Annotated in this window: 15 protein-coding genes; 9 read left to right on the top strand and 6 right to left on the bottom strand. The window is 64.9% G+C overall.

Features of this window, described 5'->3' with window-relative positions; translation table 11 throughout:
• Window positions 1-82 precede the first annotated feature (82 nt).
• The 5 genes from BH719_RS01435 to BH719_RS01455 form a co-directional block, all read right to left on the bottom strand.
• Window positions 83-1,033 carry a PfkB family carbohydrate kinase gene (locus BH719_RS01435; protein WP_009400102.1) on the bottom strand — a complete coding sequence of 317 codons (951 nt, stop codon included), beginning with the start codon at window positions 1,031-1,033 and terminating at the stop codon, window positions 83-85.
• The gene (locus BH719_RS01440) at window positions 1,026-2,483 is read right to left on the bottom strand and encodes a sugar porter family MFS transporter (RefSeq protein ID WP_009400103.1); all 1,458 of its coding nucleotides are present in this window, start codon (window positions 2,481-2,483) and stop codon (window positions 1,026-1,028) included. Before BH719_RS01440 ends, BH719_RS01435 begins: the two co-directional genes overlap by 8 nt.
• 347 nt (window positions 2,484-2,830) lie before the next feature.
• Entirely contained in the window at window positions 2,831-3,856 is a 1,026-nt protein-coding gene (locus BH719_RS01445) for an N-acetyltransferase (protein WP_009400105.1), read from the bottom strand.
• Between the two features lie 34 nt (window positions 3,857-3,890).
• The gene (locus BH719_RS01450) at window positions 3,891-4,910 is read right to left on the bottom strand and encodes a GNAT family N-acetyltransferase (protein WP_009400107.1); all 1,020 of its coding nucleotides are present in this window, start codon (window positions 4,908-4,910) and stop codon (window positions 3,891-3,893) included.
• 252 nt (window positions 4,911-5,162) lie between these two features.
• Entirely contained in the window at window positions 5,163-7,280 is a 2,118-nt protein-coding gene (locus BH719_RS01455) for a DNA gyrase/topoisomerase IV subunit B (RefSeq protein WP_009400109.1), read from the bottom strand.
• 246 nt (window positions 7,281-7,526) lie between these two features.
• Between BH719_RS01455 and BH719_RS01460 the strand changes: the two genes are divergently transcribed.
• Window positions 7,527-7,742 carry a DUF7455 domain-containing protein gene (locus BH719_RS01460; RefSeq protein ID WP_009400113.1) on the top strand — a complete coding sequence of 72 codons (216 nt, stop codon included), beginning with the start codon at window positions 7,527-7,529 and terminating at the stop codon, window positions 7,740-7,742.
• Window positions 7,743-8,063: 321 nt separating this feature from the next.
• Here BH719_RS01460 and BH719_RS01465 read toward each other — a convergent pair whose 3' ends face one another.
• Complete coding sequence (locus BH719_RS01465; RefSeq protein WP_034255133.1) at window positions 8,064-8,921, bottom strand: DUF6318 family protein; 858 nt, start codon at window positions 8,919-8,921, stop codon at window positions 8,064-8,066.
• A 939-nt stretch (window positions 8,922-9,860) separates the two neighbouring features.
• Here BH719_RS01465 and BH719_RS01470 point away from each other — a divergent pair.
• The 8 genes from BH719_RS01470 to BH719_RS09940 all read left to right on the top strand — a co-directional run bounded on the left by BH719_RS01470 (window position 9,861) and on the right by BH719_RS09940 (window position 23,256).
• Window positions 9,861-10,391, top strand: a complete 531-nt coding sequence (locus BH719_RS01470; RefSeq protein ID WP_009400117.1) for a hypothetical protein — start codon at window positions 9,861-9,863, stop codon at window positions 10,389-10,391.
• A 77-nt stretch (window positions 10,392-10,468) separates the two neighbouring features.
• Window positions 10,469-11,272 carry a CRISPR system precrRNA processing endoribonuclease RAMP protein Cas6 gene (gene cas6, locus BH719_RS01475; RefSeq protein ID WP_009400119.1) on the top strand — a complete coding sequence of 268 codons (804 nt, stop codon included), beginning with the start codon at window positions 10,469-10,471 and terminating at the stop codon, window positions 11,270-11,272.
• A 383-nt stretch (window positions 11,273-11,655) separates the two neighbouring features.
• A complete protein-coding gene (locus BH719_RS01480) occupies window positions 11,656-12,699 on the top strand; it encodes a hypothetical protein (RefSeq protein ID WP_009400120.1) in 1,044 nt (347 codons plus the stop codon).
• 52 nt (window positions 12,700-12,751) lie between these two features.
• The gene (locus tag BH719_RS01485) at window positions 12,752-15,121 is read left to right on the top strand and encodes a Cas10/Cmr2 second palm domain-containing protein (RefSeq protein WP_050790602.1); all 2,370 of its coding nucleotides are present in this window, start codon (window positions 12,752-12,754) and stop codon (window positions 15,119-15,121) included.
• On the top strand, window positions 15,118-17,538 hold the full coding sequence (locus tag BH719_RS01490) for an RAMP superfamily CRISPR-associated protein (protein ID WP_009400123.1): 2,421 nt from the start codon (window positions 15,118-15,120) through the stop codon (window positions 17,536-17,538). The genes BH719_RS01485 and BH719_RS01490 overlap by 4 nt, the downstream gene beginning before the upstream one ends.
• A complete protein-coding gene (locus tag BH719_RS01495) occupies window positions 17,535-20,447 on the top strand; it encodes an RAMP superfamily CRISPR-associated protein (RefSeq protein WP_009400125.1) in 2,913 nt (970 codons plus the stop codon). Before BH719_RS01490 ends, BH719_RS01495 begins: the two co-directional genes overlap by 4 nt.
• Window positions 20,444-21,013 (top strand): hypothetical protein, encoded by a 570-nt coding sequence (locus BH719_RS09245; protein WP_009400127.1) that lies wholly within the window; start codon window positions 20,444-20,446, stop codon window positions 21,011-21,013. The genes BH719_RS01495 and BH719_RS09245 overlap by 4 nt, the downstream gene beginning before the upstream one ends.
• On the top strand, window positions 21,010-23,256 hold the full coding sequence (locus BH719_RS09940; protein WP_083808199.1) for an RAMP superfamily CRISPR-associated protein: 2,247 nt from the start codon (window positions 21,010-21,012) through the stop codon (window positions 23,254-23,256). Before BH719_RS09245 ends, BH719_RS09940 begins: the two co-directional genes overlap by 4 nt.
• Window positions 23,257-23,283: the final 27 nt, after the last annotated feature.

Genomic DNA, 23,283 nt, shown 5'->3' on the forward strand with positions numbered 1-23,283 from the left:
CTCCCACCCGGCGGTCATGGCGACGAGGGGCGGGGGCCGTTGCCGGCCTTCCCGCCCCTCGTCGCCACCGCGTTCGGCGGCCTCAGCCCTGCAGGTTCTTGCTCACCGCCAGGATGGCCGCGACCTCGGCCTTGGTGGGCGAGTAGGCGCCCTCGTGGTACACCGTGATCCCCGAGGTGATGATCCCCCGGTGGATCGCGGGCATCAGGTCCGCCCAGTGGGCCTCGCGCAGGCGCTGCTTCGCCTCGGCGCTGCCCAGCAGGCCCGCGTCGACGAGGCCGGAGATGAGGCCCGCCATGAGCGAGTCCCCGGCGCCGACGGTGTCCACCAGTTCCACGTCCAGGGGGTCGGCGACCAGCATGTCGCGCTCGGCCGCCGTCTTGATGTAGACCCCCCAGGGGCCCCGCGTGCACAGCACGAGGGCGGGGCCGGCCTGGCTCCACTCGCGGATGACCTCCTCGACGGGCCGATCCGGGTACAGCCACTCGAGGTCCTCGTCGGACGCCTTGACGACGTCGGAGAGGGCGACGATGGCCTCGACCTGCGGGCGCGTCTCCTCGGGGGTTCCGAGCAGGGCGGGCCTGATGTTCGGGTCGTAGGAGACGGTCCCGTGGATGGCCTGCCGCTTGACGGCGGCGAGCACTTTGGCGGCGCCCGGCTGGAACGTCGCCGCGTAGGACCCGGTGTGGACGTGGCCGACGCCGTCCTGGTCGGGGATCGCGGGAACGTCCCACAGCACCTCGAACTCGTATGTGGCGCGCGCCTTCTCGTCGATGGTCGCGTGGGCGACCGTCGTGAACTCGGCGGCGTCGGAGCCCTCGACCAGGGTCACGCCGGCCTCCTCGGCGTGGGCGCGGACCTTGGCGCCGCGTTCGTCCCGGCCGAACCACGTGGCGAGCTCGGACTCGTGGCCCAGGCGCGTCAGGCCCGCGGCGACGTTGAGCATCGAGCCGCCGACGACTTCGACGGGCGCGGTATTGGGACGGTTGATCTCATCGATGAGCGCTTCACCGATGTTGAGGATCCTAGTCATCACTCAACCCCAGTTTCTCTTCCATTTCCTCGAGCGGGATGCCCTTGGTCTCGGGCATGACCTTCAAGACCCAGAATAGCTGGCCGACCATGCACAGGAAGAAGATTCCGAATGCGAATCCGCCGCCGAGTTTGTCGGTGAGGACGGGGAAGGCGTAGGTCGTGATGAAGGCGAAGGTCCAGTGCGTGAGCGAGCCCAGCGACTGGCCGCGGGCGCGCACGCGGTTGGGGAAGATCTCGGAGATGAACACCCAGATGACCGACCCCTGTCCGAATGCGTGGGAGGCGATGAACCCGAGCAGTCCGATCAGGACCAGCCACACGGCCGCGGAACCGGTGACGGCGCCCGCCTCGTAGGCGAACATCATGCCCGCCAGGAAGCCCAGGGACACCAGGTAGCCGATGGAGCCGACGATCATGAGCTGGCGGCGGCCCAGCTTGTCGATGACGGTGAGGGCGGCCATCGTCGCGATCAGGTTCATCAGGCCGACGACCACGGAGGCGATGTAGGGGAAGGCCGCGCCGAAGATCGCCTCGCCGCCGGCGAGCTTCATGACCTTGGGGGCGTAGTAGAGGATCGCGTTGATGCCCGAGAGCTGGTTGAACATGGCGATGCAGAAGGCCATGAGGATGACCTTGCGGTAGCGCCGCGTGAAGAAGGGGACGTGGCCGGCGGCCCGGTCCTCGGCCAGCTGGTCGGCGATCTCCTTCATCTGCTCCTCGGACTCCTCCGCCGAGTTCGTCAGGCGCGCGGAGATGGCCCGCGCCTCGTCCTCGCGCCTGTGGGCGAAGAGCCAGCGGGGGGTCTCGGGCACGGCCATGAGGAAGAGCAGGAAGAAGACTGCGGGCACGGCCATGACGCCGAGCATCCAGCGCCACGCGACATCCTCGTGCGCGATCTCGCGGATGATGGCGTTCGAGGCGTAGGCCAGCAGGATGCCGAAGACGATGTTGAACTGGACCAGGCCGACCAGTCGTCCGCGCACGCGCGCGGGCGCGATCTCAGCGGTGTAGATGGGGGCGACCACGGAGGACATGCCCACGCCGACGCCGCCCAGGAAGCGGAAGACCATGAAGAAAGTGATGGGCATTGACGAGGAGGCCGTCATGGCCCCGCCGGCGCCGGCGACCAGGTCGGGGGTGGGGGCGAGGGCGGTCGCCAGGGCGCCGACGCCGAAGAGGATACCGATCCAGAACAGGACCGGCTTGCGTCCGAAGTGGTCGGCGAGGCGTCCCGCGACGATCGCGCCGAGGATCGTCCCGATGGTCGCAATGGCGACGATCATGCCCTCGCCGAAGGAGGACAGCGCGTACAGCGCTTTGAGCTTCTCCTCCGCGCCTGAGATGACAGCGGTGTCGAAACCGAATAGCAGGCCGCCCAGGGAGGCGACGATCGCGCTTCGGATGACAAGGGGCGAAGTCTTTGACTGGGATGCAGACGGCGTGGTCATACATGCCTCCGTGTCGAATAGTGATGGGACGCGCGGGATCCCGCGCATCGAAGCCCCGCGAGGACGCGGCGGATTCTCCTGTGATGGTAGACATAGAGTAAGCGACACCATAGGTAACCCACGTCACATTACTGGCCAAAGAGGCGGGCGTTTGACCGGCTCCACGCCATTTGCTACAAAACATGAAGTGACTCACATAGGCGCCGTTAGCGCTGTCAATGTCCGAAGGGTGGGCAAATGGGGACGAAAGTCGCAGGTGGCGCCGGAAACCGCGGCGCGGGCGGGGCAGCACGGTAGAGCCGGAAACCGCGGCGCGGGCGGAAGAGCGTGACGGGCCGGGGCGCCGCTCAGACCTCGCGGGCGTACAGGCGGGTCTGCCCCACCGTGCGGAACCCCAGGTAGTCGTAGACGGCCAGGGCGCCCGAGTGGTTCGCCGACCCCAGTCCCGTGCCCGTGCGCTCCATGCCGTCGCCGGCCTGGGCGCGCATCGAGGCGATGATGAGCGCGTCCACGGCCCGGCTCTGCCGGTAGGCGCCGAGCACGCCCATCTGGTCGATGTACCCCTCGCGCCAGCCCAGGGCCGCCCAGTCCTGCTCGTAGCGCGAGGCGATGAGGAAGCCCCCCACGCGCGGCCTGTCGCCCCGGCGGTCCACCAGCAGGAACGACCACTCGGGCACGAATGACATGCGGCCCTGGAACCACTGCTCCTCTGTGAGGGGCGGGCGCCCCCACTCGACCTCGTTGAGCAGGTTCGCCGCCTGGCGCGCCGGCTCCTCCCACTGGGGCGCCCACGCCTCGAGCGACAGGTAGGCCCCCAGGGAGGGCCGCTCGGGCAGGGAGGACAGGTCGGCGCGCATCTCGTAGTAGGTGCGCGACCAGTGGAACCCGTGGGACTGCAGCTGCGCCTCGAGGTCCTCCTGGCCGGCCTCGACGTGGCAGACGATCTGCGCCGGCCCCCCCGAGCCGGCCGCCCCGATCATGGCGCGGGCCGCCCCCTCCTGCCAGTCGACGATGGCCCCTCCCAGGCCGATGCGCCGGAAGTCGGGGTCCACTCCCCCGCTGCACACGCACTCGACGCGCCCGGGGTGGCGGATGGTGACCTGCGCGTAGGCGATCATGCGCCCGGCGGCGAGGCCCCGCGTGGCGAATCCGGCGATCCCGGACCACTGCGTGGCGCCCCCCAGCATTTCGGCGACCTCGCCGGGGCTGGTGCGGTACGGGGGGTTGTCCCGGGCCTCCATCCTGGCGAAGAGGGTGGCCAGCGCCGGGTGGTGGGCGGGGGCCAGGGGCTCCCACACGATGCCGTGGTGGCTGGGGGGCATGGGGACGTCGGCGCATGCGTCGGCTCCGGCGCGCGGCGCTGTGTCGCTCATGTTCTCCTCTTCCGCGGGTCCGCCCCGGTGGCGCTCACTGGTCGATGACGTAGAAGACTTCAGCCGCGTCGTCCACGAACCCGAGGTGCTCGTAGATCGCGTGGGCGTTCGACGGGTTGCGGGTGTCCACCTCGATCCCGATGCGCGGCATCCCCGAGGCGGAGGCGGCCGCCACGGAGTGCCCGATCAGCGCCGAGCACAAGGACCTCCCCCTGTGCTGGGGCAGGACGCCCACCAGGGAGACGCCCGCCTCGGGCCTGCCCGTGGACACCCACCGCTGGGCGGGGCGCTCGGTCACGATGTAGCCGACGACCGCGCCGCCGGGGTCGAGGGCCAGGAAGGACCAGCGCCGCTCCATGGAGGCCACGGCGTCGTCCCACCAGCGGGCGCGGTTCCACGACCAGAACAGGTCGCGGCTGACCTCCATGTGCAGTTCCCGCGCTTTGTCGCGCAGCGCGCGGTCCCAGGGGACCACGGTGTAGCCGCCGCGGACGCGGGGGGCGCTCTCGGAGCCCTCCAGGTCCCGGTACATGACCTGCAGCGTGCGCTTGGCGTAGAAGCCCGCGGCGATGTACAGGCGCCGCCTGTCCGTCATGTGGGCGTCGACGAAGTTGGCGATCGAGGCGGGGATGGCGCTGTCCGGCCCGTAGGTCTCAACCAGCATCTCGCGGGCGCGCCCGTCCTGCCAGTGCAGGAGCGCCCGCCCCAGGCCGCGCCCCCGCCAGTGGGGGTGGACGTAGGCGGAGACGATCGCGATCGCGCTGTCGCTGACGCCGCGCACGACGCGCACGCAGCCGACGGCGCTGATGCTGCCGTTGCGGTCGAGCCCGACGATGGCGTCGACCCAGTCTTCGCCGCCGCGGCCCTCGACCATGTCCGCGATCCCCTCGGCACCCGTCCGGTGGATCGCGTCGTCAGCGGACTCGACCGCGCGTACGAGGTCGTAGACGGCGGGTGCGTCGCGGCTGATGAGGGGCCGCCAACGCAGCCCGAGGTGGTTCCCCGGGTACGGGACGGACCCGGGCGGCGAGAGGCGCTGCGCAAGTCCTGTCATGGGTCCATAGTAAGGCCAATGCGGGCCTTTGGTCACATGCATCACGAGACGGGGCCCGCTCTCGTGAACCGGCCCATGCCGTGCCGGTGAACGGTGATCGGCACGCGGCAGGGGCCTCACGCGCGGATCCCGGCCCGCCCGGCCCCAACCCCGCTGGCCGCCGCAGGATCACGAGGCGCACCGCGCCCGAAGGCCCCAGGACCGCGCCCCGGGGCCGCCGACGACCCGCGGAGCCCCGGGGGCCGCCGCCTGTCAGGCGTCGATGCGGTCGCGGTCCAGGCCCGCCGACTCCTCGACGATGAACTCGCGCCGCGGGCCCACCGTGGAGCCCATGAGCAGTTCGAAGACGTCCTCGGCGCGGCGCAGGGCCTCCTCGTCGGCCAGGGTGATGCGCCGCAGGGAGCGGTGGGCGCGGTCCATCGTGGTCTCGGCCAGCTGGTCGGCGTCCATCTCGCCCAGGCCCTTGTAGCGCTGGATGGGTTCCTTCCAGGTGCGCCCGGATTTGCGCAGGGCGGCGAGCCTGCGGTGCAGCTCATCCTCGGAGTAGGTGTAGACGTACTCCCGTTTCCGGCGGCCCTTGCCCGCCACTTCGATGCGGTGCAGGGGCGGCACTGCGGCGTAGATGCGCCCCGCCTCGACCATGGGCCGCATGTAGCGGAAGAACAGGGTGAGCAGCAGCGTGCGGATGTGGGCGCCGTCCACGTCGGCGTCGGTCATGAGGATGACCTTGCCGTAGCGGGCCGACTCCAGGTCGAAGGTGCGCCCCGACCCCGCTCCTATGACTTGGATGATGTTCGCGCACTCGGCGTTGGCCAGCATGTCGGCGGTGGATGCCTTCTGGACGTTGAGGATCTTGCCGCGGATGGGGAAGAGCGCCTGGTAGTGGCTGTTGCGCGCGGCCTTGGCGGTGCCCAGCGCGGAGTCGCCCTCGACGATGAACAGTTCCGTCTCCGCCACGTCCGCGAGGCGGCAGTCCGCCAGTTTCGCGGGCAGGGAGGAGGTCTCCAGGGCGTTCTTCTTGCGGGAGATCTCCTTGTGGATGCGGGCCGAGACACGGGCCTTCATCTCGCCGACGACCTTCTCCATGAGCTGGGAGGCCTGCTGCTTGTCGTCGCGCTTGGGGGAGGCGAGCTTGGCGCCCAGCCAGTCCCCCACCACTTTGGACACGACGGAGCGGATCTGCGGCGTGCCCAGGATCTCCTTGGTCTGCCCCTCGAACTGCGGCTCCGGGAAGCGCACGGTGACGACGGCCGTCATCCCCGCCAGCACGTCGTCCTTCTCGGGGCGCCCGTCCTTGGCGCCCACCTTGAGTTTGCGGGAGTTCTTGTCGATCTGGGCGCGCAGCACGCGCAGGACGGCCTGCTCGAACCCGGCGACGTGGGTGCCGCCCTTGGGGGTGGCGATGATGTTGACGAAGGAGCGCACGGAGGTGTCGTAGCCGATCCCCCACCGCAGGGCGATGTCGACGGAGCACACCCGCTCCAGCTCCGAGGCCGTCAGGTGCCCTGTGTCGGCGTCGAGGACCTGCACGGTCTCCGTGTACGCGCCCTCCCCCATGATGTGCCACGTGTCGGTGACGGGCCCGTCGGTGGCCAGCCAGTTCGCGAAGTCGACCACTCCGCCGTCGAAGCGGAAGGACTCGGAGCGCTCCTCCTCCCCGCGCTCGTCGACGCAGTTGATGGTGAGGCCGGGCACCAGGAAGGCGGTCTGGCGCGCCCGGGCCAGCAGGGACTCCCAGGAGAAGCCCTCGGTGGCGGGGAAGATTTGGAAGTCCGCCCAGAAGCGCACGCGCGTGCCCGTCTTGGTCCTCTTCACCTTGCCGACGGTCTTGAGCCTGGACTGGTCGGTGAAGGGGGTGAAGGGCGAGTTGGGGGTGCGCTGCCTGGAGTCGTCGAACTCGCCGGGCTCGCCCCGCCTGAAGCACATCTCGTAAGTCTTCGAGCCGCGGTCCACCTGCACGTCCATGCGCGCCGACAGGGCGTTGACCACGGACGCGCCCACGCCGTGCAGACCCCCGGCCGCGCCGTAGGAGCCCCCGCCGAACTTGCCGCCCGCGTGGAGCTTCGTGTAGACCACCTCGACGCCGCTCAGGCCGATGCCGGGGACCTCGTCGACGGGGACGCCGCGCCCGTTGTCCGACACGGAGGCGGAGTGGTCGGGGTGCAGGCGCACGTCGATGGTGTCGCAGTGCCCCTCCAGCGCCTCGTCCACGGCGTTGTCGATGATCTCCCACAGGCAGTGCATGAGGCCCTTGTGGTCGGTGGACCCGATGTACATGCCGGGGCGCTTGCGCACGGCCTCCAGCCCCTCCAGGACGGAGAGGTGCCGGGCGCTGTAGTCGGATGCTTTGGTCTGGCTCACGGGTCTCATGGTAGGAAACAGTGTGCGCATCTGCGCGCGGCCCGGCCGCTGCCAGGGCGAATGTGGGGCGTTCGAGGCGGATCGGGGGCGTGCTGGCGGCCCGCGCCTTGCGGATCGGGGGCGTGCTTGCGGCCCGCGTCTTCGGAGGCGGATTGCGAATCGTTCGGCATGTTCCGGGGCTCTTCGGGTGCCCGGCGATTGCGCCACTGGTGAACAACCGTGCGGCCGGGGCGGTCGGTGGTGTGTGATGGGGGCATGAACGCTTCGACTCTCGAACGGACCGCAGTCCCCGAACCCACTTTGACTGCTGCCGACCGCTGCGACGCCTGCGGGGCGCGGGCGTGGGTCCGCGTCACCATGCCGACGGGCGGGCGCCTGTTCTTCTGCGCCCACCACGCCAACGCGCACTTGGCGGCCCTGGTGGGCTCGGGCGCCGACATCCTCGACGAGCGTCAGCTCATGACCGCCTGAGGGCGGCGGGCACTCGTTCCCACGCGCCGGGCGGCCCGTTCCCGGGCCGTGGGCGACTCGTTCCGAAACAGTGGTCAGCCCGTTCCCAGGCGGTCCGCGACTCGTTTCCAGGCGGCATACAGTTCGCTCCCGTGCGGCGGGCGGCCCGTTACCCGAGCAGCGGTCGACTTCATTCCCAGGCGGCGGGCGCCCACTCTGTTCACTCGCACTTCCCCGGCCCCGCAGGCGCTGCCTGCGGGGCCGCGATCGCGTACGGCACAACCTGGTTCTGCCGCCACTGGGGAGCAGAACCCGCGCCGCCGCGACCGTGCGCGGCACTATCTAACTCTGGCCCTGGCCCGCCTGGGCTTTGAGCTCGTCGAGCGCCGGGTAGTAGGCGTCAATGCTCCCCACGTGGTTGACGGTCATTCCCGCGAGGCGCCACTGCCCCCGCTGCCACACCAAGTCGAAGGTCACGTCCTGAGTGGCGTCGATGGTGGTGTCCCTGCCGTCGTTGGTCGTCCAACGGTCGGCGTGCGACAGGTAGACGCAGCGCAGGCCAACGGCCTGGAGCTCTCCGCCGCTGTCACTGGTCCGGTCGACGACGGGGCACTCCACGCCGCGCGACTGCATCCCATCGGTCCTCGTCCGCCCCGTCGGCACCTCGTCGATATGGCCGATCTCGATGGAGCACGCCTCGCACTCGGGCGTCATGAGGTCGCTCAGCGGATGGGTGTCGGACCTGTTCCTGGCGTGGTCGATGGCCGATATCGCGTAGACGACGGAACCCGTCGCCCCTTCGACCGTGCGATCTGTGAGGGAGTCGGAGCCCCCGAGAGCGGTGCCCGGAGAGACGCGACCGCCCATCCCGCTGGATCGGCCTCCGCCGCCGCTAGCCCCGTCTGTCGCACCCGGCCCATTGGATTGAGCGGCGGATCCTGTGCCGCCGTGCGCATCCCCGCTGCCGCGCACCGGGCGGTCCGCGATGTGGAGGACGGCGTAGACGATGAGTATGAGGACTGCGGCGATCACCAGAGGCAGCAGGAGGACTGCGCCAGTCCTCCTCCGGCTGGCCTGGAGGTCCTCGCCGCCCTCAACGGGTTGGGCGCCCTCCTGGGCGTCGGCCGGGTTCGCCGACTGCGGGCGCGCCGACGCGGCGGGGTCGGGGTCGGAGTCGGACAAGTGTTTGGGGCTGCTCATCTGCGCCACTCCTTCGTGCTGGGGATCCGCTTGCAGGATCGTGGGGTGTTCCATCGAACGTAGGCCCGGCTCCGACACCGTCACAACGTGGCCATCGGCGCTTGTGGACGCAGAGCTGAGGGCATCCGCGCTTGTGGATAATCCATCAGAGGAGAGCGGCCTGTGGACGAACGGAGGAGCATCCCACCACTGGGCAGAGGGAGGCCCCGGACGGATCCCCCTGGGGCCACGCCGACGAGCCGACCGGTGCGCTCGGGCCCCGCAGAGGGCAGCCTCGGACGGATACTCTGAGGGCCGCCATCGGGAACATCCCACCGCTCCCGCAGAGGGAGGCGTCCGGGATATCGGGACCCCGGCCTCGGGCACTGGGCGCGCCGTCGAGCACCACCGGCACTGTTGGCACTGCTACGCCGACGCGCGTTATTGGCACCGACGCGCGTTGTCGACAAGCTGCATGGGATATCAGCACCGACGCGCGTTATATCCCCCTCGCGGTGACAACAACCCCCTCACAATGTCGACAACCCCCTCGCGGTGCCGATAACGCGCGCCCGTGCGGGGCGCGCCACCGCCCTGCGAGCCCACTGGGCGAATCCCCCCCGGTCTGGTGCCCCTCCCCCCCCCCGGTTACGCACACAAGGACCCCGATTTACGAAACATCCGATGCGCACAACGGCTTGATTCCGCCCTTGTGTGCGACCCCGTGTTTCCTAATTCCCTCCCTCGTGTGCGACACCAAGAAGAACGCGCGCCCCGGCCGATGAATCCGCGTCCACGCCAGTTTCAACCGCGCCCGCGCGCGTAGCCCCTGCCCCGCAGTCCGCGCGCTGCGGTCGGGCTCTGCCTGCCGTTGGCGTGCCGCCCAGCCCCATCCGCGCCGTGCGCGTAGTGTGGGAGCCGAAAGCGACGACGGGAGGCACCGATGGGCGAGGGCGCGTCATGACCGAGTACACGATCCGGACCGTGCATTCGACGATGGGCAAGTTCGACGCCTACGACTTCGACCAGACCCCCGACTCGATCGCCGAGCAGGTCGAGCAGCACCTGCTCAACCCGGACTTCCTGGACGGGGAGGGGTGGTTCGCCCTCAGCGTGCAGCCCGCTCCGCCGGACGCCGGGCTCCGCCCGCCCGACCAGTACCCGCCTCCCACGCGCTACCTGCTGGCGGCGGGCAGGGCCCACGAGATGGCCCTGGAGTTGTACCTCACCCACCCGGACGGCTCCACCGGCACGTACGTCGTGGCGCGCGAGAGGGTGCGCGACCCCGACGAGCGGGTGGCTTTGAAATGGCGGATGGGCCCCCACGCCATCAACCTGGTCCACGTGCACCCCCAGGAGGTGTTCACCGGCGAGCAGGCCGTCCCCTTCTTCCGGGACTTCATCATCGAGGACCGCGCCCCCGACTTCTCGCTGCTCCGCTGCATCCGGGGGCGGCGCATGCCCAGGCCCGCCCGACCGCATTGCCGGTGAGGGGTTTCGCCGGGCGGCGGGGTCCGTGCTAGAACAGAGGGACCGCACCACCCGCGCAGCACCCAGGGGGCCCGCACATGCCGACGACTGTCTTTGTCCGGTTCGACTCTCCCGGCGAGGTGCCCGCCAGCCCCAGCAGGCTCCACGCCGCCCTGGCGACCGTGCTCGACCTGCCGCGGAGCATCAGCCCGGGGCGCGCCTCGTCGTTCCCGACGCTGGCCCACCGGCCCCACCACGAGAGGCCCGGCGCGAAGCCCTACTGCCTGGGCGAGCTCACCACCGGGCCGGGCACCTTCGGCATGGAGGTGCGCTTCCTGGACGACCGCCTCGTCGAGACCTTCGACGCGTGGCTGGCGTGGGGAGGCGTCCTGCGGGTGGGGGGCGCCCGGGAGTCGGCGACGCTCATCGCCTTCGAGGGGCAGGTGGTCGCCGAGACCACGTGGCAGGAGCTGGCCGAGCAATCGGAGGACACGACCTGGGAGATCCGCCTGGTCACGCCCACCGTGTTCTCGTCGAAGGGCGCGCACGTGAGGGGGATCCCGCCGGTGTCGCTGGCCACCAGCTTGCAGGAGCGCTGGCACCAGTGGGACCCGGGCACCGCTCCCCCGCGCATCGACCGGGCCGCGATGGCGCAGGTGCTCACCACCCAGGACTGCACGACCGAGGCCAGGGTCTCGTTGGGGATGCCGCGCGGGGACAGGCGGGGCAGGCTGGCGTCGCGGGCGATCACCGCCTACGAGGGGGCGCTGCGCATCAGCGGTGTCGAGGGGGCGCCCCAGACCGCCGACTTCTCGCGCCTCATGGCCCTGTCGGCGTACACGAACGTCGGCTCGCACGCCGGCTACGGCATGGGGGTCATCGACGCGGTGGCCGTGGGGTGACCGGCGCGGTTCCGGTTTCCGCACTGCCGACGAGGAGGTCCGGAGTCCGGCGCGTTTCCTCCTGCTGGACTCGTGCTACAACCCCGTGACCAGCGCGGAGAGACGGTCCCTTGCGCATCCCGACGAAAGTGGTCTGTCAAACCCATCGACACGCGCCCGCCGCAGTGCTAGGGTGAGGGGCACCGGATACTGAGAAAGCTACCGGGGAAGCAAGCATCAAAGGAGAGCATTGATGTTCCACACGCACTGGCGAGCAAGCGCCCCTATCCCAAATGCCTCCGCATTGATCGCGGCGCGCACCTAGCGGCGATAGCACAGGTAACGAGGAGCAACGCTCCTGGCGTGGATTCACTAGAGTATTCAGGAGAAGAAAGGGATCCCTGATGAAGAGGGAGAATTGTATCCAATGGGTGACACTTGCGATAACAGTCGTGCTCACAGTAATTTTCGGTACCGCGTACATGCTGTTCAGGAACGAGGTCTGGGTGTCGATCGCCGACGACCTCGTCTTCCCCGCCGCGTGCACGATTCTCGGGGGGCTCACCATCGCACTGGTCGGGAGGACCACGGCATCGCGACTCCTGAACAGCAAGGAAAGAACAGGCGGCGGAACGGAGGCACGGTCAGACCGCCCGAGGAACTGCACCTACACAGGTATTCTCATTCTCACGTTCGGCCTCCTGGCTGTTTTCATTCTTACTTACATATTCTACAGTGATCAGAGCTGGGGCGGGATCGTCCGGAGCCTTTTCTTTCCGCTTTGCTACACGGCGATCGGAACGGTGATCGTGGCATGGGCCTGCACCAGCATAGCCGACAAGTTCCTCGACCACTACAACGACAGGGTCAAGGAAGGGCTGGCTAATCGGAGACTGTTCTTCAAGGGCGATGCAAAAATGATTGAAAGCACCCGAGGCGACCTCAAGTACTCAGGTTTGATCAATGACGAAAACTACATGTCGAACACCACCAGCATCACAGAATCAGACCTCGTGATCCTGTGCATCGGGCAGAACTACCCCGGATCACATGAACGCGGAACCACCGACACTGGTAAGGGTGGGCCCGAGGCAGACGACACAGATTCAGGTCGCACCAGCGAGGAGCCCAAGGGGAAGAACAAACGGGATACGAACAACGAAGCGGACCCACGCACGGAAACGTCAAAAAAATCCGAGTCTGTCAGAAACGACTCCAACGACGGCACGCAGTGGGAAGACACCGCACGAAAGAAAGTAGAAGGCGTCTTAGCAGAAGTCGGCCAGGACTCACGAAGGCCAGCTTTGATCGTGTACACCGACGGCTGGCTGGACAGAGAGACTAAGAAACTGATCGATGCCCGCCCCTTCACCGCCCTCGTCAACACCCGCGGCCGAATTGTGAGCGACATCCATTCGCTGCTCACGACGCTTCCACCCCGTTCTTGATCCACGCCGTCCACTGCTGAGGGGTTAACGCAAAATGAACAATGTCCTCGTCATGCTGCAGACGAACAGCAACCAGGCGTATATCTATTCGTCGCCGCGACTGCGCGAACAGATCGGCGCCTCCTTCCAGATCACCCTGCTCTCGCAATGGGTCGAAGAGGAGGCGAAGAAACTACTCAAAGTCCCCGAGAAAAGGTCCCTGCCGGGTTCCTTCTGGGTCTCCAACTCCTCCGGCAAAGTGATCGTGCGCCTCACCGGGGACGACGGGGACCCTAAGGCGCTAGGGTCCCTGCCGGGTTCCTTCTGGGTCTCCAAGTCCTCCGGCAAAGTGATCGTGCGCCTCACCGGGGACGACGGGGAGCCTAATGCGCTCGCGCGCAGCCTCATCGGCGCCGTCACACGCCGCGCCTTCGAAAAGGCACCCGGCCTCGACGTGACCGGCGTGTTCATACCGTCCGAGGACGAGGTCGGCACACACAACGGGATGACCGATGACGAGGCCGTCACGCAAGACAGCTTGGACGCCCTCGACCGCGAGTTCAACGCCTACTCGCTCAACAGGCCTCCGGCCGCAGCGCGGTTCCCGCAACTCCCCTTCTTGGAGCGCGCCAAGGATTCGGCCTTGCCCGCAGTGGTTCCACTCAGCGACCAGGACAGTAACGCCATCATCGAGTACGCGAAGAGACTCGAGATCACTCCCCCGGATCCAAAGACGGATAGCAAGACTAAGGCGGGGATATGGGCGCAGACCGATCGAGACCAGAAGACGGACGAAGAAGGTATTACTCTCTACTCCCTGCCGTCTCGGGTCAAACGGGCATGGGCGCGTTCCGCCCGATGCAGCCAGATCCAGCAAGTTGCCCGCTATTGGAAAAGCGGCGAAACAGCACTTCCCGCGGATCCTGACGATCTCGAGAGACTCTTCCAAGACGGCGAGTCGGACGACTTCGGCAGCAGAAATACTAAGTCCAGCGCCCCGCTTTCGACGATTGGCGTTATCCACATCGACGGCAATGGTGTGGGCACTGTCACACGAAACCTTCACAGTGCTTTTCGCGCTGTAATGGAGAGCGGAGGCGAGGCACCAGAACGCGATAAGAAGCAGGACCAAAGGACCGCTCAGCTACGGCACCAACTTGAGTCATATAGGAAACCCAATCCCGTCACCAGCTCCGAAGCCCACTCTTTCCAGTGGTTCATTATGGAGATCAACTACCGGCTCGCCGCCGTAGTGAATCTGGCAATAGCAAAGTCCTGGAAGAAAGTCGCGGAGCTCGCCAACGATTCTACTGTTCCAGTTGTTCCGATCCTGGTGGGTGGCGACGACATTACAGTCTACGCGGCAGGCGATTACGCGATCCCCTTTGCCGAAGCGTACGTCCGTCACTACGAAGAGCTCACGGATGCCGATCCCTATCTCAGGCAATTAGCAGCAGTGGTAAATGAGAAGGGCCCCAACACGGGCCCCGGCCCTCTCACTGCCTCGGCGGGCGTTGCCATCGTGGGGCGCAACTTCCCGTTCCACATCGCCTACGACCTCGCTGAGAAGCTCGTCTCCCGAGGGAAGAAGCTCGGCAAGAAGAAGGGGGAGGTCCAGTGCTCCACACTCGACTTCCACATCCTGCGCGACACGACGGTCCTGGACCCGGACGACACGCTCACGGAGTACAGAGACCGCACCCAGCGTCCTTTCCTGATCGGCCACTACTCCGAGGAGCGCATCACCGGGACCGCGCACGCCGAGCCCGGAGCCGCTGACGGGATTGCCGGGCCGAGTGCCAACGGCGGCCAGTGGAAGCAGATCCTCAGGGCCGTGGCCGCTTTCAACGGCCAGGATCCGGACCAACCGGGCGTGTCCCTCACCGACCCCTTCCCCCGCACGCGGGCGAATCGCATTATCAAGCTCCTCGCTGAGGAGTACTCACAGCCGGAGGACAGACGCACTCCCAAAGACTGCACGGGATACACACTAAAGAAAGGCGGTAAGACCGCTCCGAAGTCGCTTGTGGATGAGTGCGCTCCCAGCGCTGACGGATGCGCCGACAAGATAGAGCCATGCCCACACCCGCTGTGCCGGGCACTGCGCGAGTGGACGAACGCCGTGGAGAACACTCGTTCCGCAGATGCACTTCAACAGGAGTTGCGGAACCTGCCTAAACATGACCGCCTGACGAACGACTCGTCCGCGCAGTCGGGCGGAAACGCAGCCCAGTCGATTCCCAACCTCCAGTACCTCAAGTGGCTTCTGGACCTACTGGATCTGGCTGAGAACCTTCCGGCCGGGTACGTCCAGTCCTATTCCGCTCTCCACGAGACCGGCCTCGGAGAGGATGCGGCCAGCGCATCTGATGAACCGGAGGCCCCACGGCCCAACGATGATCCGCGTTCCACCCCGTCCCCTGACGAAGGAGCTTCGAAATGACTGACGAACCCGACGGCCACGTCACGATCGTCTTCACGTCCGACTGGGGAGTCTCGACCGGTGTGGGCGAGGCGGGCCGCACCCACTCCACGCTCGAGAAACAGGGCGACCTGCCAGTGGTGCGCGGGACAGTGGTCGCGGGCGTCCTGCGTGAGCAGGCGATGATCGCGGCCCGCGCTCTCGACGCCGCTGTGCCCGCCCCCTCGACCGGCCGCAAGGATTCGGACGGTTCTGGGGGCGATTCTGAGGGGGGTCCGTGGAGCCGCTTCGCCAAGTGGCTGTTCGGGGACGAGGGGAACAATCCCCGCCACGTCATTTTCTCCGACGCCCTCCCGGTTCGGTATTCCCAGCGAAACGGGAAACTCAACCAGGAGCCGTACTCCCTCCCCGTCCACGACGCCGTGTCGCTCTCCATTGATCCGACCACGGGGGCCGCGCGCGACCAGATGCTGCGCTTCACCGAGCGCGCCGCTCCTGGAGTCCTCGCGGGAACCTACCGTTTCACCGACGAGGCCGGGGCCGAGCACCGCGAGTACGCGCACTTCCTGCTGGGCGTGGGCGGGCTGATGGTCCGGGGCATTGGTTCGGGCCGCAGCGGGGGCGACGGCGAGTGCACGGTGATCGCCGGTCTCGAGTGCGCGACCACGCTCGCAGAGTCGAAAGAGCCAACGGAGGGGAATAGTGCCCTGGAGGAAGTGGCGGAAGACCAGAAGGACGAACCCGAGTACTCGTCTGACAGCCTTCGCAAGCTGGCTGAGAAGCTGGCTGATGAGCTGCGGGAAGCACTATTCGCTCACCTGAACGGCCCATCCTTCGCGGAACGGCCTCCCTCTCTTCTGGTTGACGGGACGAAGACCAAGGCCAGCCCACTCGTTTCCGTCGCTGCCTCCCGGCACAGTTCCGAGGCCACGGCCGCTCTCCACCCCGCGAGCTGGTTCGAGGCGACCCTCGACATCGTGCTCGACTCCCCCGTCGTGTCCTATGAGGTGCCGTTCTCGAACGAGGTCCGTTCCCTGGATTTCCTGCGCGGCACGGTACTGATCCCGTGGCTGCACAGGCAGTTGCGCGATTTGCCCACCCGGGTCGATGGGACTCCACTCGAAGAGGGCGACGAGGACCTTATCAGGTCCGCGGTCGTCTCGGGCGATCTGCGGGTTTCGGACGCCCTCCCGGTCTACCAGGGCACACCGGGCCTGCCGGTGCCCCTGGTCTTCGAACAAGAAAAGGTGCCTGAGGACGAGGTACCCGCGGACAACGAGAAGGATCCCCTCCAGCCCGTCACCCTTTTCAACCGCCATATTGAAACCGGCAAGCAGCACTGCGGCGAGCACACCGTTCCCTCACGCGGCGCCTACGTGTTCCTCGACGAGAAACAGCGTCCCGCTGACACGAATGGCGCCGCAACGGATGACGGCGCTGGTCTATGTGGGGCGGCCCCGGCCTCGTTCGCTGGGCGGATCGGGAAGCCCGCACTGATCGGACGACAGTCCACGGCCATCGACCCGCACACTGGCGCGGCGTGGAAGAGCCGGTTGTTCCTGGTGCGCGCGCTGCCCGCGGGCCTGCGACTGCGGGCGAAGGCCGTGATCTCACGGAGGCTCTTCGAGGCGCTGGCCGGGGCACCCGTTTCTGACGCCGATGAGAAGGCTCCCACCCTCGACCTCGAGATCCGCGGGAAACACGCATACTTGGGTTCCCGCAGACTCACGGGCACGTTCGGACAGGCCACCTGCAGCCTCGGGCGGTTCACACCCATAGGCGTAGAGGAGGCGCGGAACACAACCCCGTGCCAATCCTCTGAGGATGCGGAAACCACTCAGAGCTCCTCCGCGTCCGCGGACAAGACGATAACCACGTCCCTGTGGTTCACCTCGGATGTGCTGGCCCGTTCCGAGGGACTAGGGCCCGGCGGGACCATTGCGGACTTGCAGCTGGCATTCAACCGGACTGGAGCGCACGTCACAGTAGTAGTTCCCAATGATGAGGAAGACCCGGAGGATTCCTCATCAGACCAGAAACCCTCCTCGCCCTGCCATGACGGACCTAAGAAGGCACGTTCCAAGCATGATGACCGTCGCGATGATGACAGAAAGAGGAACCGCAAGCAGGTCAAGACCGCGATCCGTCACCGCAGGGTGGACTCCTGGTCGGCTGCCGATGGTGGGCCCCGGGCGACGCGGATGGCGATCATCGCCGGATCCGTGGTCCAAGTGAAGGTCCCGAGGAGCGATGTTCCAGAGTTGCACGTCCTCGGGCGCATCGGTGTCGGCGAGCTGACTCCACAGGGATACGGGCGCTTCGAGGTGAACCACCCGGCCCTGCGCGAACCGGTCCTGCCGCTCGTCACAACGAAGAGCAAGTGCTTCACAGCCCCGGAGAAAAGCGAGGAGCCCGCTCAGGAAGGAGAAGGCCGATGACGATCTACCGCTACGAGATGACGATCCCCGTGAAGGTGGTGTCAGCGCTGCACTCCGGCGGCGTGGACAAGGCGCCCGAGCGCGAGTACGTCGACGAGGACGGCAGAACCGCCCAGCCCAACGAGTTCGTCCGCAACGGCCTGGGCGAGGCTGTCCTGCCCGGCCGGTCCATCAAAGGCGCGGTGCGGGCGGCCTTCGAGGAGCACGCCGTTGCGTTGGGCTTCGCGGATCCCACTGGCGGAGTCGACGAGTCCGCCCTGAAGAGCCTGTGGGGCGGTGAGTTGCGCCGCAACGTGGGAGCCTCCAAGCAGCAGCGGGGATTGGGCTCGGACGCCGACCTGCCACTGAGGGCCAGCGCCCTCACTTTCCACCACGCGGTCGTGTGGACGGACGGCCCCCTCCCCCACCGCATGAGCACGGCCATCGACCGCGCGCGGGGAAGCGCCGCCGACGGGGCGCTGTTCTCCTACGAGTACCTGCCGGTGGGCACGACCTTCGAGATCCGCATCAGCGCCGAGGCGCAGGACGGGGACGATGCCATTCCCACTACGCCGCCCCGGGACGAGGCCGGCGCCCCATCGACGGACAACGCCCAGTCCAAGACCGGCGGCGATGACTCCGTCAAGCCAGCCGCGCCCGAGCAGGTGGAGAAAGCCCTGCGGGCCATCGTCACGCTGTTCAAGGACGGCGTGATCTCGCTGGGCGGCCGCACGGGTTCTGGGTGGGGGCGGGTGGAGCTCGCCGCATCCGAACTGAACTACACGAAAGACCAGATTCCGCAGGCCCCACGGAAGCCTGGAGGATCCGTCAAGTCCGTGCTGAAACGACTCGTCGGCGCAGGGACAGCCAAAGTCCCGTTACGGACCGACGAAGCGAGGAAGGCCTCAGAACCACTGGCGTTCACCCTTGAATGGACTTCCCCCAGCGGCGTGTTCGTCGGGATCCCAATGCCGAAAGTCGACCCGAAGAAAAAGGACGAGAAGTACACGACCCCCAACGTGCCCGTCCGCAACTGGCACGTGGACGACGGGTTCGCGCGCACGCACGGGGAAGACACCTACCCCGACAATGCGCATGCAGACGAGGCCGCACTGTTGCTTCCCGGTTCTTCGGTCCGGGGAGCGTTGAGGTCGCGTTGCCTCCGCATCGCACATGACCTCGTTGACGCCGAGGACGTGATGCGGGCGCTATTCAACGAAGACGGCAAGTCCAAAGGAGTTCACCAACAGATCGCAGCCGAGCCCAACCTGGTACGGTACCTGTTCGGGAGCACTGAGCACCGGGGGGCTGTCCGAGTTCTCGACTGTGAAGGCAGAGTCGAGGGCACCACCGTGAGTAACGGAAACCCCGAAGAAATAAAGGCCTTGGAACTGACCCGAAACGCTATTGACCGCGTGACGGGAAGCGCAGCGCACAGTGCCTTGTTCTCCGAATTGTTGTATCCCAAAGCCGACTGGAGTCCGATTCGGATCGAGGTTGATCAACGCCAACTGGACCGAAATATTCTGCTCGACCTCCGTGGCCGAGGAACGATCACGGACACCGACGACGACCGAGCCCGCGAAGATCCCTCAGTCGTAACGCGTTCACACGCCTCGCTGCTTCTGCTCGCCCTGGCTGTCTCAGACCTATGCGAGGGCACCCTTCCCCTTGGCGGCGGAACCGGCGGGGGGCTCGGCGCGGTCCAAGTGTCCGAAGTGGCGGTAGCGATTCCCGCTGGGCGCAATATGGTTGCGAAAATTCCGTTTACCGCTCCTGAGGATGCGGCGGACATCAACAGTGTCCGTGAAGCCCGCGAGGGCTTCGCACAGTCTTTCCTTCATGCCGTCCAGCCCCTCTTCGCACTCCCCGATGCACCGACGAAGGATGGGCTGTCTGCCGAGGACAGTGTACTCGCCGTGCTCCTCCCTCCCCTTTGTGACAACAAGGGAGGATCGGCCAATAATAAGACAGTCGGCCGGAAGCGCCCGACTCTCGTGACCATTGAATGGGGTTCTCCAACGGGAGTCTTCGTCGGAGATCCGAGAATCGAAAAGGATGCCGGAGACGCAAAGGAGAAAATAGAACCCGAGGGAAAAACAAAGAAAAACATTCTCCTTCCGCTCCGCAGTAAGACCGGAATTCAACGCGACTCGGAAAAAAGTAAAGATCCTCTGTTGCTTCCAGGAACATCGATCCGCGGAGCACTGCGCTCGCGGTGCTCGCGCATCGCACGGACGGTTCTGGCCGCGCAGTCTAAGGGTCAGGAGCTTGCGAGCTTCACGAAGGACGGCCGTCCCATTGACGTTCACGAGCAGCTCGCTGCGGACCCCAACCTGGTTCGCTACATGTTCGGCACCACAGAGTACAAGGGGGCGATTAGCGTGTACGACTGCGAGACCGTGCCCGGAAAACTCGGAAGCCCGATCGAGGTTCCGCACATCGCGATCGACCGGTGGACCGGTGGAGTCGTCGAGGGGGCTCTGTTCTGCGAGCTGATCTATCCGAATGCGCAATGGCAGCCGATAGAGCTCGAAATCGACCCTGAAAGGTTGAGACGCAACGTACGGATCGACTCGCTCGACACGATGATCGACGACACTGAAGTGCGTAACCGTGCGCGCGCATCGTGGTGCCTGCTGTGTCTGGCCTTGGCAGAGCTTTGCGCGGGCACGCTCCCCCTGGGAGGAAAGACGACCAGGGGTCTTGGCCAGGTAGAAGTAACCGGTATCACCATTGCACGCGCGGACGAGACCGTCATAAATCCAACCACCGGTGCACCACTGAACGATGCACATGACATTCTTAAGTACCTGAAGGGCAAACCTGACGGCAGGGCCAACTATGAAGGCTGGAGCGATCAACTACTTGGAAACACAAGGTCCGATGAGCGAAACAGCGGCGAATCCGCAGAAGGAGGGCGACGATGAGCACCCCGCAGTATAGCGACAGCCTTGCTCCGTTCGAAGAGGCATTCTACTCAGTTGAGGCCCATGAAGAAACACTTGAAAACGCTTTGGACAGGGCAAAACATACATTCACCAATTGCAGTGTCGCAGGAATAGTGTGGACTACAACGGGAATGAAACGCCTTCCCCGGTCACAAACGAAATTCGACAACGTGGCGGAACTCATCGGACTGATCGAACCAGGCATAACCTATGAGCTGCGCATATGGGAGGCGATAGAGCGCGACAAAGATGAGGAAAGCGACAAAGAGCGTTGCGACGATAACGTTGCTCCGTTAGCCCGCGAACTGCGCTGGACTAACGGCTTAGGGGCATCAGAGATCGTAGTGTCAACCGGCGGGCGGTCGCACGAGCCTTCCCTCCCGTGCATGGTGCACACGGTCAGATACCAGACGCATCCAGCCGAGGGCGCACCTCCGGGAAGTTCCCGATCCATAGCCGCGCTCGAGATATTCACCGGAGAAGACAGAAATGGAAATCTGGTCTACGCGGACCAGCTGATGACAGGAGCCTGGAAGCAATCATGAGCGACTTTAAGATGTTTCACGCATCAGCAAACAGGATTCCTGTAATACGCAAATCTGCACTAGGACTGTCTCAGTATCAGCATTATACGTACCTCAAAGACGAAACGCCAACGCCTTTAGATACTATAGATCTTGAATCATGGTCAGGATCGATCGATATTGTAGTTCGGACACATACGCCCGTTGTATACGGAAATCAAAACGCAATCAATCACACCATTGCACTGCCGTCAAACCCTCAAGGTGAGGTTTACATGGCCCCAACAATGATCAAGGGGCTGATTTCTAGCGCCTACGAAAAGGTTACTTCGTCGCGTTTAAGAGTATTCGGAGATCATTCCAAGCCGCTTACATATCGAATGGACCCCGCTGAGAGTACTCACTTAGTTCCCGTTCGCATACACAATGACGGGACAACGACTAAAGCTATCCCTCTTTACGGATCCACAAAAACTAAAAGCCACATAACCAGACACAACGACACGGAAATTCCTATTCTATTCACAGCCACGCTCCTCAACATGGAGACGGACGGAATTCGATTCAGAACCGGAAGCGGAATTAACCAGAAACGCCTGGTGGATCTCACAAAACCAACAGATACCTCTGTTCCTTACCGGAAAGTAGTGTTTGACGCTCGCCTTGTGGACAACGGCGCATATGCCCATTGGCTCATCACGGCGTTGTATGCGAATCGCGGAAGACAGCTAGATCGAATTGAGCTATTTGACTATACTAAATCAGACCTTACATTCGTTCCCGGCGAATCACTCGACATGATTACTGGATACGTCTACGCAACTACGACCACCGAGGATCGCCAATGGGGAAAGTCTACGTTCACCGTAAGAAGTGGTAACGGGATTGAAACGGCTAAGAAAAAGAGCGAAAGAGTATTCTTTGCAAAGCCTGACGTCAACAATAATGAGGGAATTGATGTTTCTGACGACGTCATCAACAGATACCTGCTGACCATTGACAGCTATATTCAGGAATATAGAGAGGCGAAGGTCAAGAGGGTGGCGAATCGTTTCATCAAGGAGCTCGATCTTGGCAGTCGAATTAGAATGGAAGGCGCCTTAGCCTATGCGGTTATCGACGAGACGGACAAAAGCAACCCTGTTCTCGACACGCTAGTCCCCATTTCAATCGGTCGCACCTCCTACAAGCGCTCCCCTTATGACATTGCGCGGGCCAACTATTCATCACCTGCAGAGACAGCGGTTGAAGCTTCTCCTGCGGATCGACTATTCGGCTATGTAGCAATACCCCGGGATCGCGAAGACGACAGCGACCAGTCTCCTTGCGATGCGCTGCGCGGCAGGGTCCGCTTCGGATTGATTGACACCAGTAAGGTGAAAATGGACACTGGTGTTGTTCCGATTCGCCCCTTATTGTCTCCGCGCCCGTCGTCTGCGCGCCGGTATTTGACGCGCGCATTTGGAAAAGAAGCGGGCAAAAATGTCAACACGCCGGAACGCCCAATCAAGCGTTCACAGTACTATTCTGACGATCCGCAGCAGGCACTTGGTGCGTGCGTATTTCCCACAGATCGATCTGCACTAAGCAGGAGAAACAACTTAGGTTTCCCGATTAAGGCACTCAGACTTCCCGAAGACTCAGATAATGTGTCGACAACGATTCAGTCCTGGATAGCGCCCGGCAGCGAGCTGCGCACAACGATTCGTTTCGAAGGTCTGACTCGTAGCGAGCTCAGCATACTCCTTTGGCTGCTGCAACCGGAGAACCTAAGTCCCGAGTCGGATTCGGACTCAGTGCGCACAGACGATGGGAACCTTGCCGAACAGAATATAGGTTTCTTTCAGATTGGCATGGGAAAGCCTCTCGGACTCGGTCTTGTCACCATTGAGATCCCTGACGACGGTTTTCGAGCCGTACGGACTGAATCTCCCGCTGATAACAGAGAAGCAGACTCTCTTGTGCACGACTACATGTCTCTTACGGGCTGCCTTGGAGTTTCAATCACGACAACGTCAATATCCAGTTTTCCTCCTCCACATAAGTTCACGTCTTCTCCATGGGTGCGAGCATTTCAGCGGTCGTGCTTTGGTTATACTGACAATCACCCGGTTCGCCATATGTCGCTCACTGAGAATCGGCATAACAATATGACTGAAGCTGATGGCGACAATGCAGGCTATCCAAAAGAGGGCGCAGGCGTTGAACCCAAGTCTTTGTGGACTTCCGACGGTGGTGATCCCATCAGAGTAGTGAAACAGTAGTAATCTGCACAGCCCCACGTCGTCGAG

It is taken from the genome of Pauljensenia hongkongensis, from assembly GCF_001746855.1.
Lineage (GTDB): Bacteria > Actinomycetota > Actinomycetes > Actinomycetales > Actinomycetaceae > Pauljensenia > Pauljensenia hongkongensis.

What these genes read in the sequence shown, in the direction of transcription:
- BH719_RS01435 (WP_009400102.1), bottom strand. Translation starts at nt 1,033, where the DNA reads ATGACTAGGATCCTCAACATCGGTGAAGCGCTCATCGATGAGATCAAC.
- BH719_RS01440 (WP_009400103.1), bottom strand. Translation starts at nt 2,483, where the DNA reads ATGACCACGCCGTCTGCATCCCAGTCAAAGACTTCGCCCCTTGTCATC.
- BH719_RS01445 (WP_009400105.1), bottom strand. Translation starts at nt 3,856, where the DNA reads ATGAGCGACACAGCGCCGCGCGCCGGAGCCGACGCATGCGCCGACGTC.
- BH719_RS01450 (WP_009400107.1), bottom strand. Translation starts at nt 4,910, where the DNA reads ATGACAGGACTTGCGCAGCGCCTCTCGCCGCCCGGGTCCGTCCCGTAC.
- BH719_RS01455 (WP_009400109.1), bottom strand. Translation starts at nt 7,280, where the DNA reads ATGAGACCCGTGAGCCAGACCAAAGCATCCGACTACAGCGCCCGGCAC.
- BH719_RS01460 (WP_009400113.1), top strand. Translation starts at nt 7,527, where the DNA reads ATGAACGCTTCGACTCTCGAACGGACCGCAGTCCCCGAACCCACTTTG.
- BH719_RS01465 (WP_034255133.1), bottom strand. Translation starts at nt 8,921, where the DNA reads ATGAGCAGCCCCAAACACTTGTCCGACTCCGACCCCGACCCCGCCGCG.
- BH719_RS01470 (WP_009400117.1), top strand. Translation starts at nt 9,861, where the DNA reads ATGACCGAGTACACGATCCGGACCGTGCATTCGACGATGGGCAAGTTC.
- cas6 (WP_009400119.1), top strand. Translation starts at nt 10,469, where the DNA reads ATGCCGACGACTGTCTTTGTCCGGTTCGACTCTCCCGGCGAGGTGCCC.
- BH719_RS01480 (WP_009400120.1), top strand. Translation starts at nt 11,656, where the DNA reads ATGAAGAGGGAGAATTGTATCCAATGGGTGACACTTGCGATAACAGTC.
- BH719_RS01485 (WP_050790602.1), top strand. Translation starts at nt 12,752, where the DNA reads ATGCTGCAGACGAACAGCAACCAGGCGTATATCTATTCGTCGCCGCGA.
- BH719_RS01490 (WP_009400123.1), top strand. Translation starts at nt 15,118, where the DNA reads ATGACTGACGAACCCGACGGCCACGTCACGATCGTCTTCACGTCCGAC.
- BH719_RS01495 (WP_009400125.1), top strand. Translation starts at nt 17,535, where the DNA reads ATGACGATCTACCGCTACGAGATGACGATCCCCGTGAAGGTGGTGTCA.
- BH719_RS09245 (WP_009400127.1), top strand. Translation starts at nt 20,444, where the DNA reads ATGAGCACCCCGCAGTATAGCGACAGCCTTGCTCCGTTCGAAGAGGCA.
- BH719_RS09940 (WP_083808199.1), top strand. Translation starts at nt 21,010, where the DNA reads ATGAGCGACTTTAAGATGTTTCACGCATCAGCAAACAGGATTCCTGTA.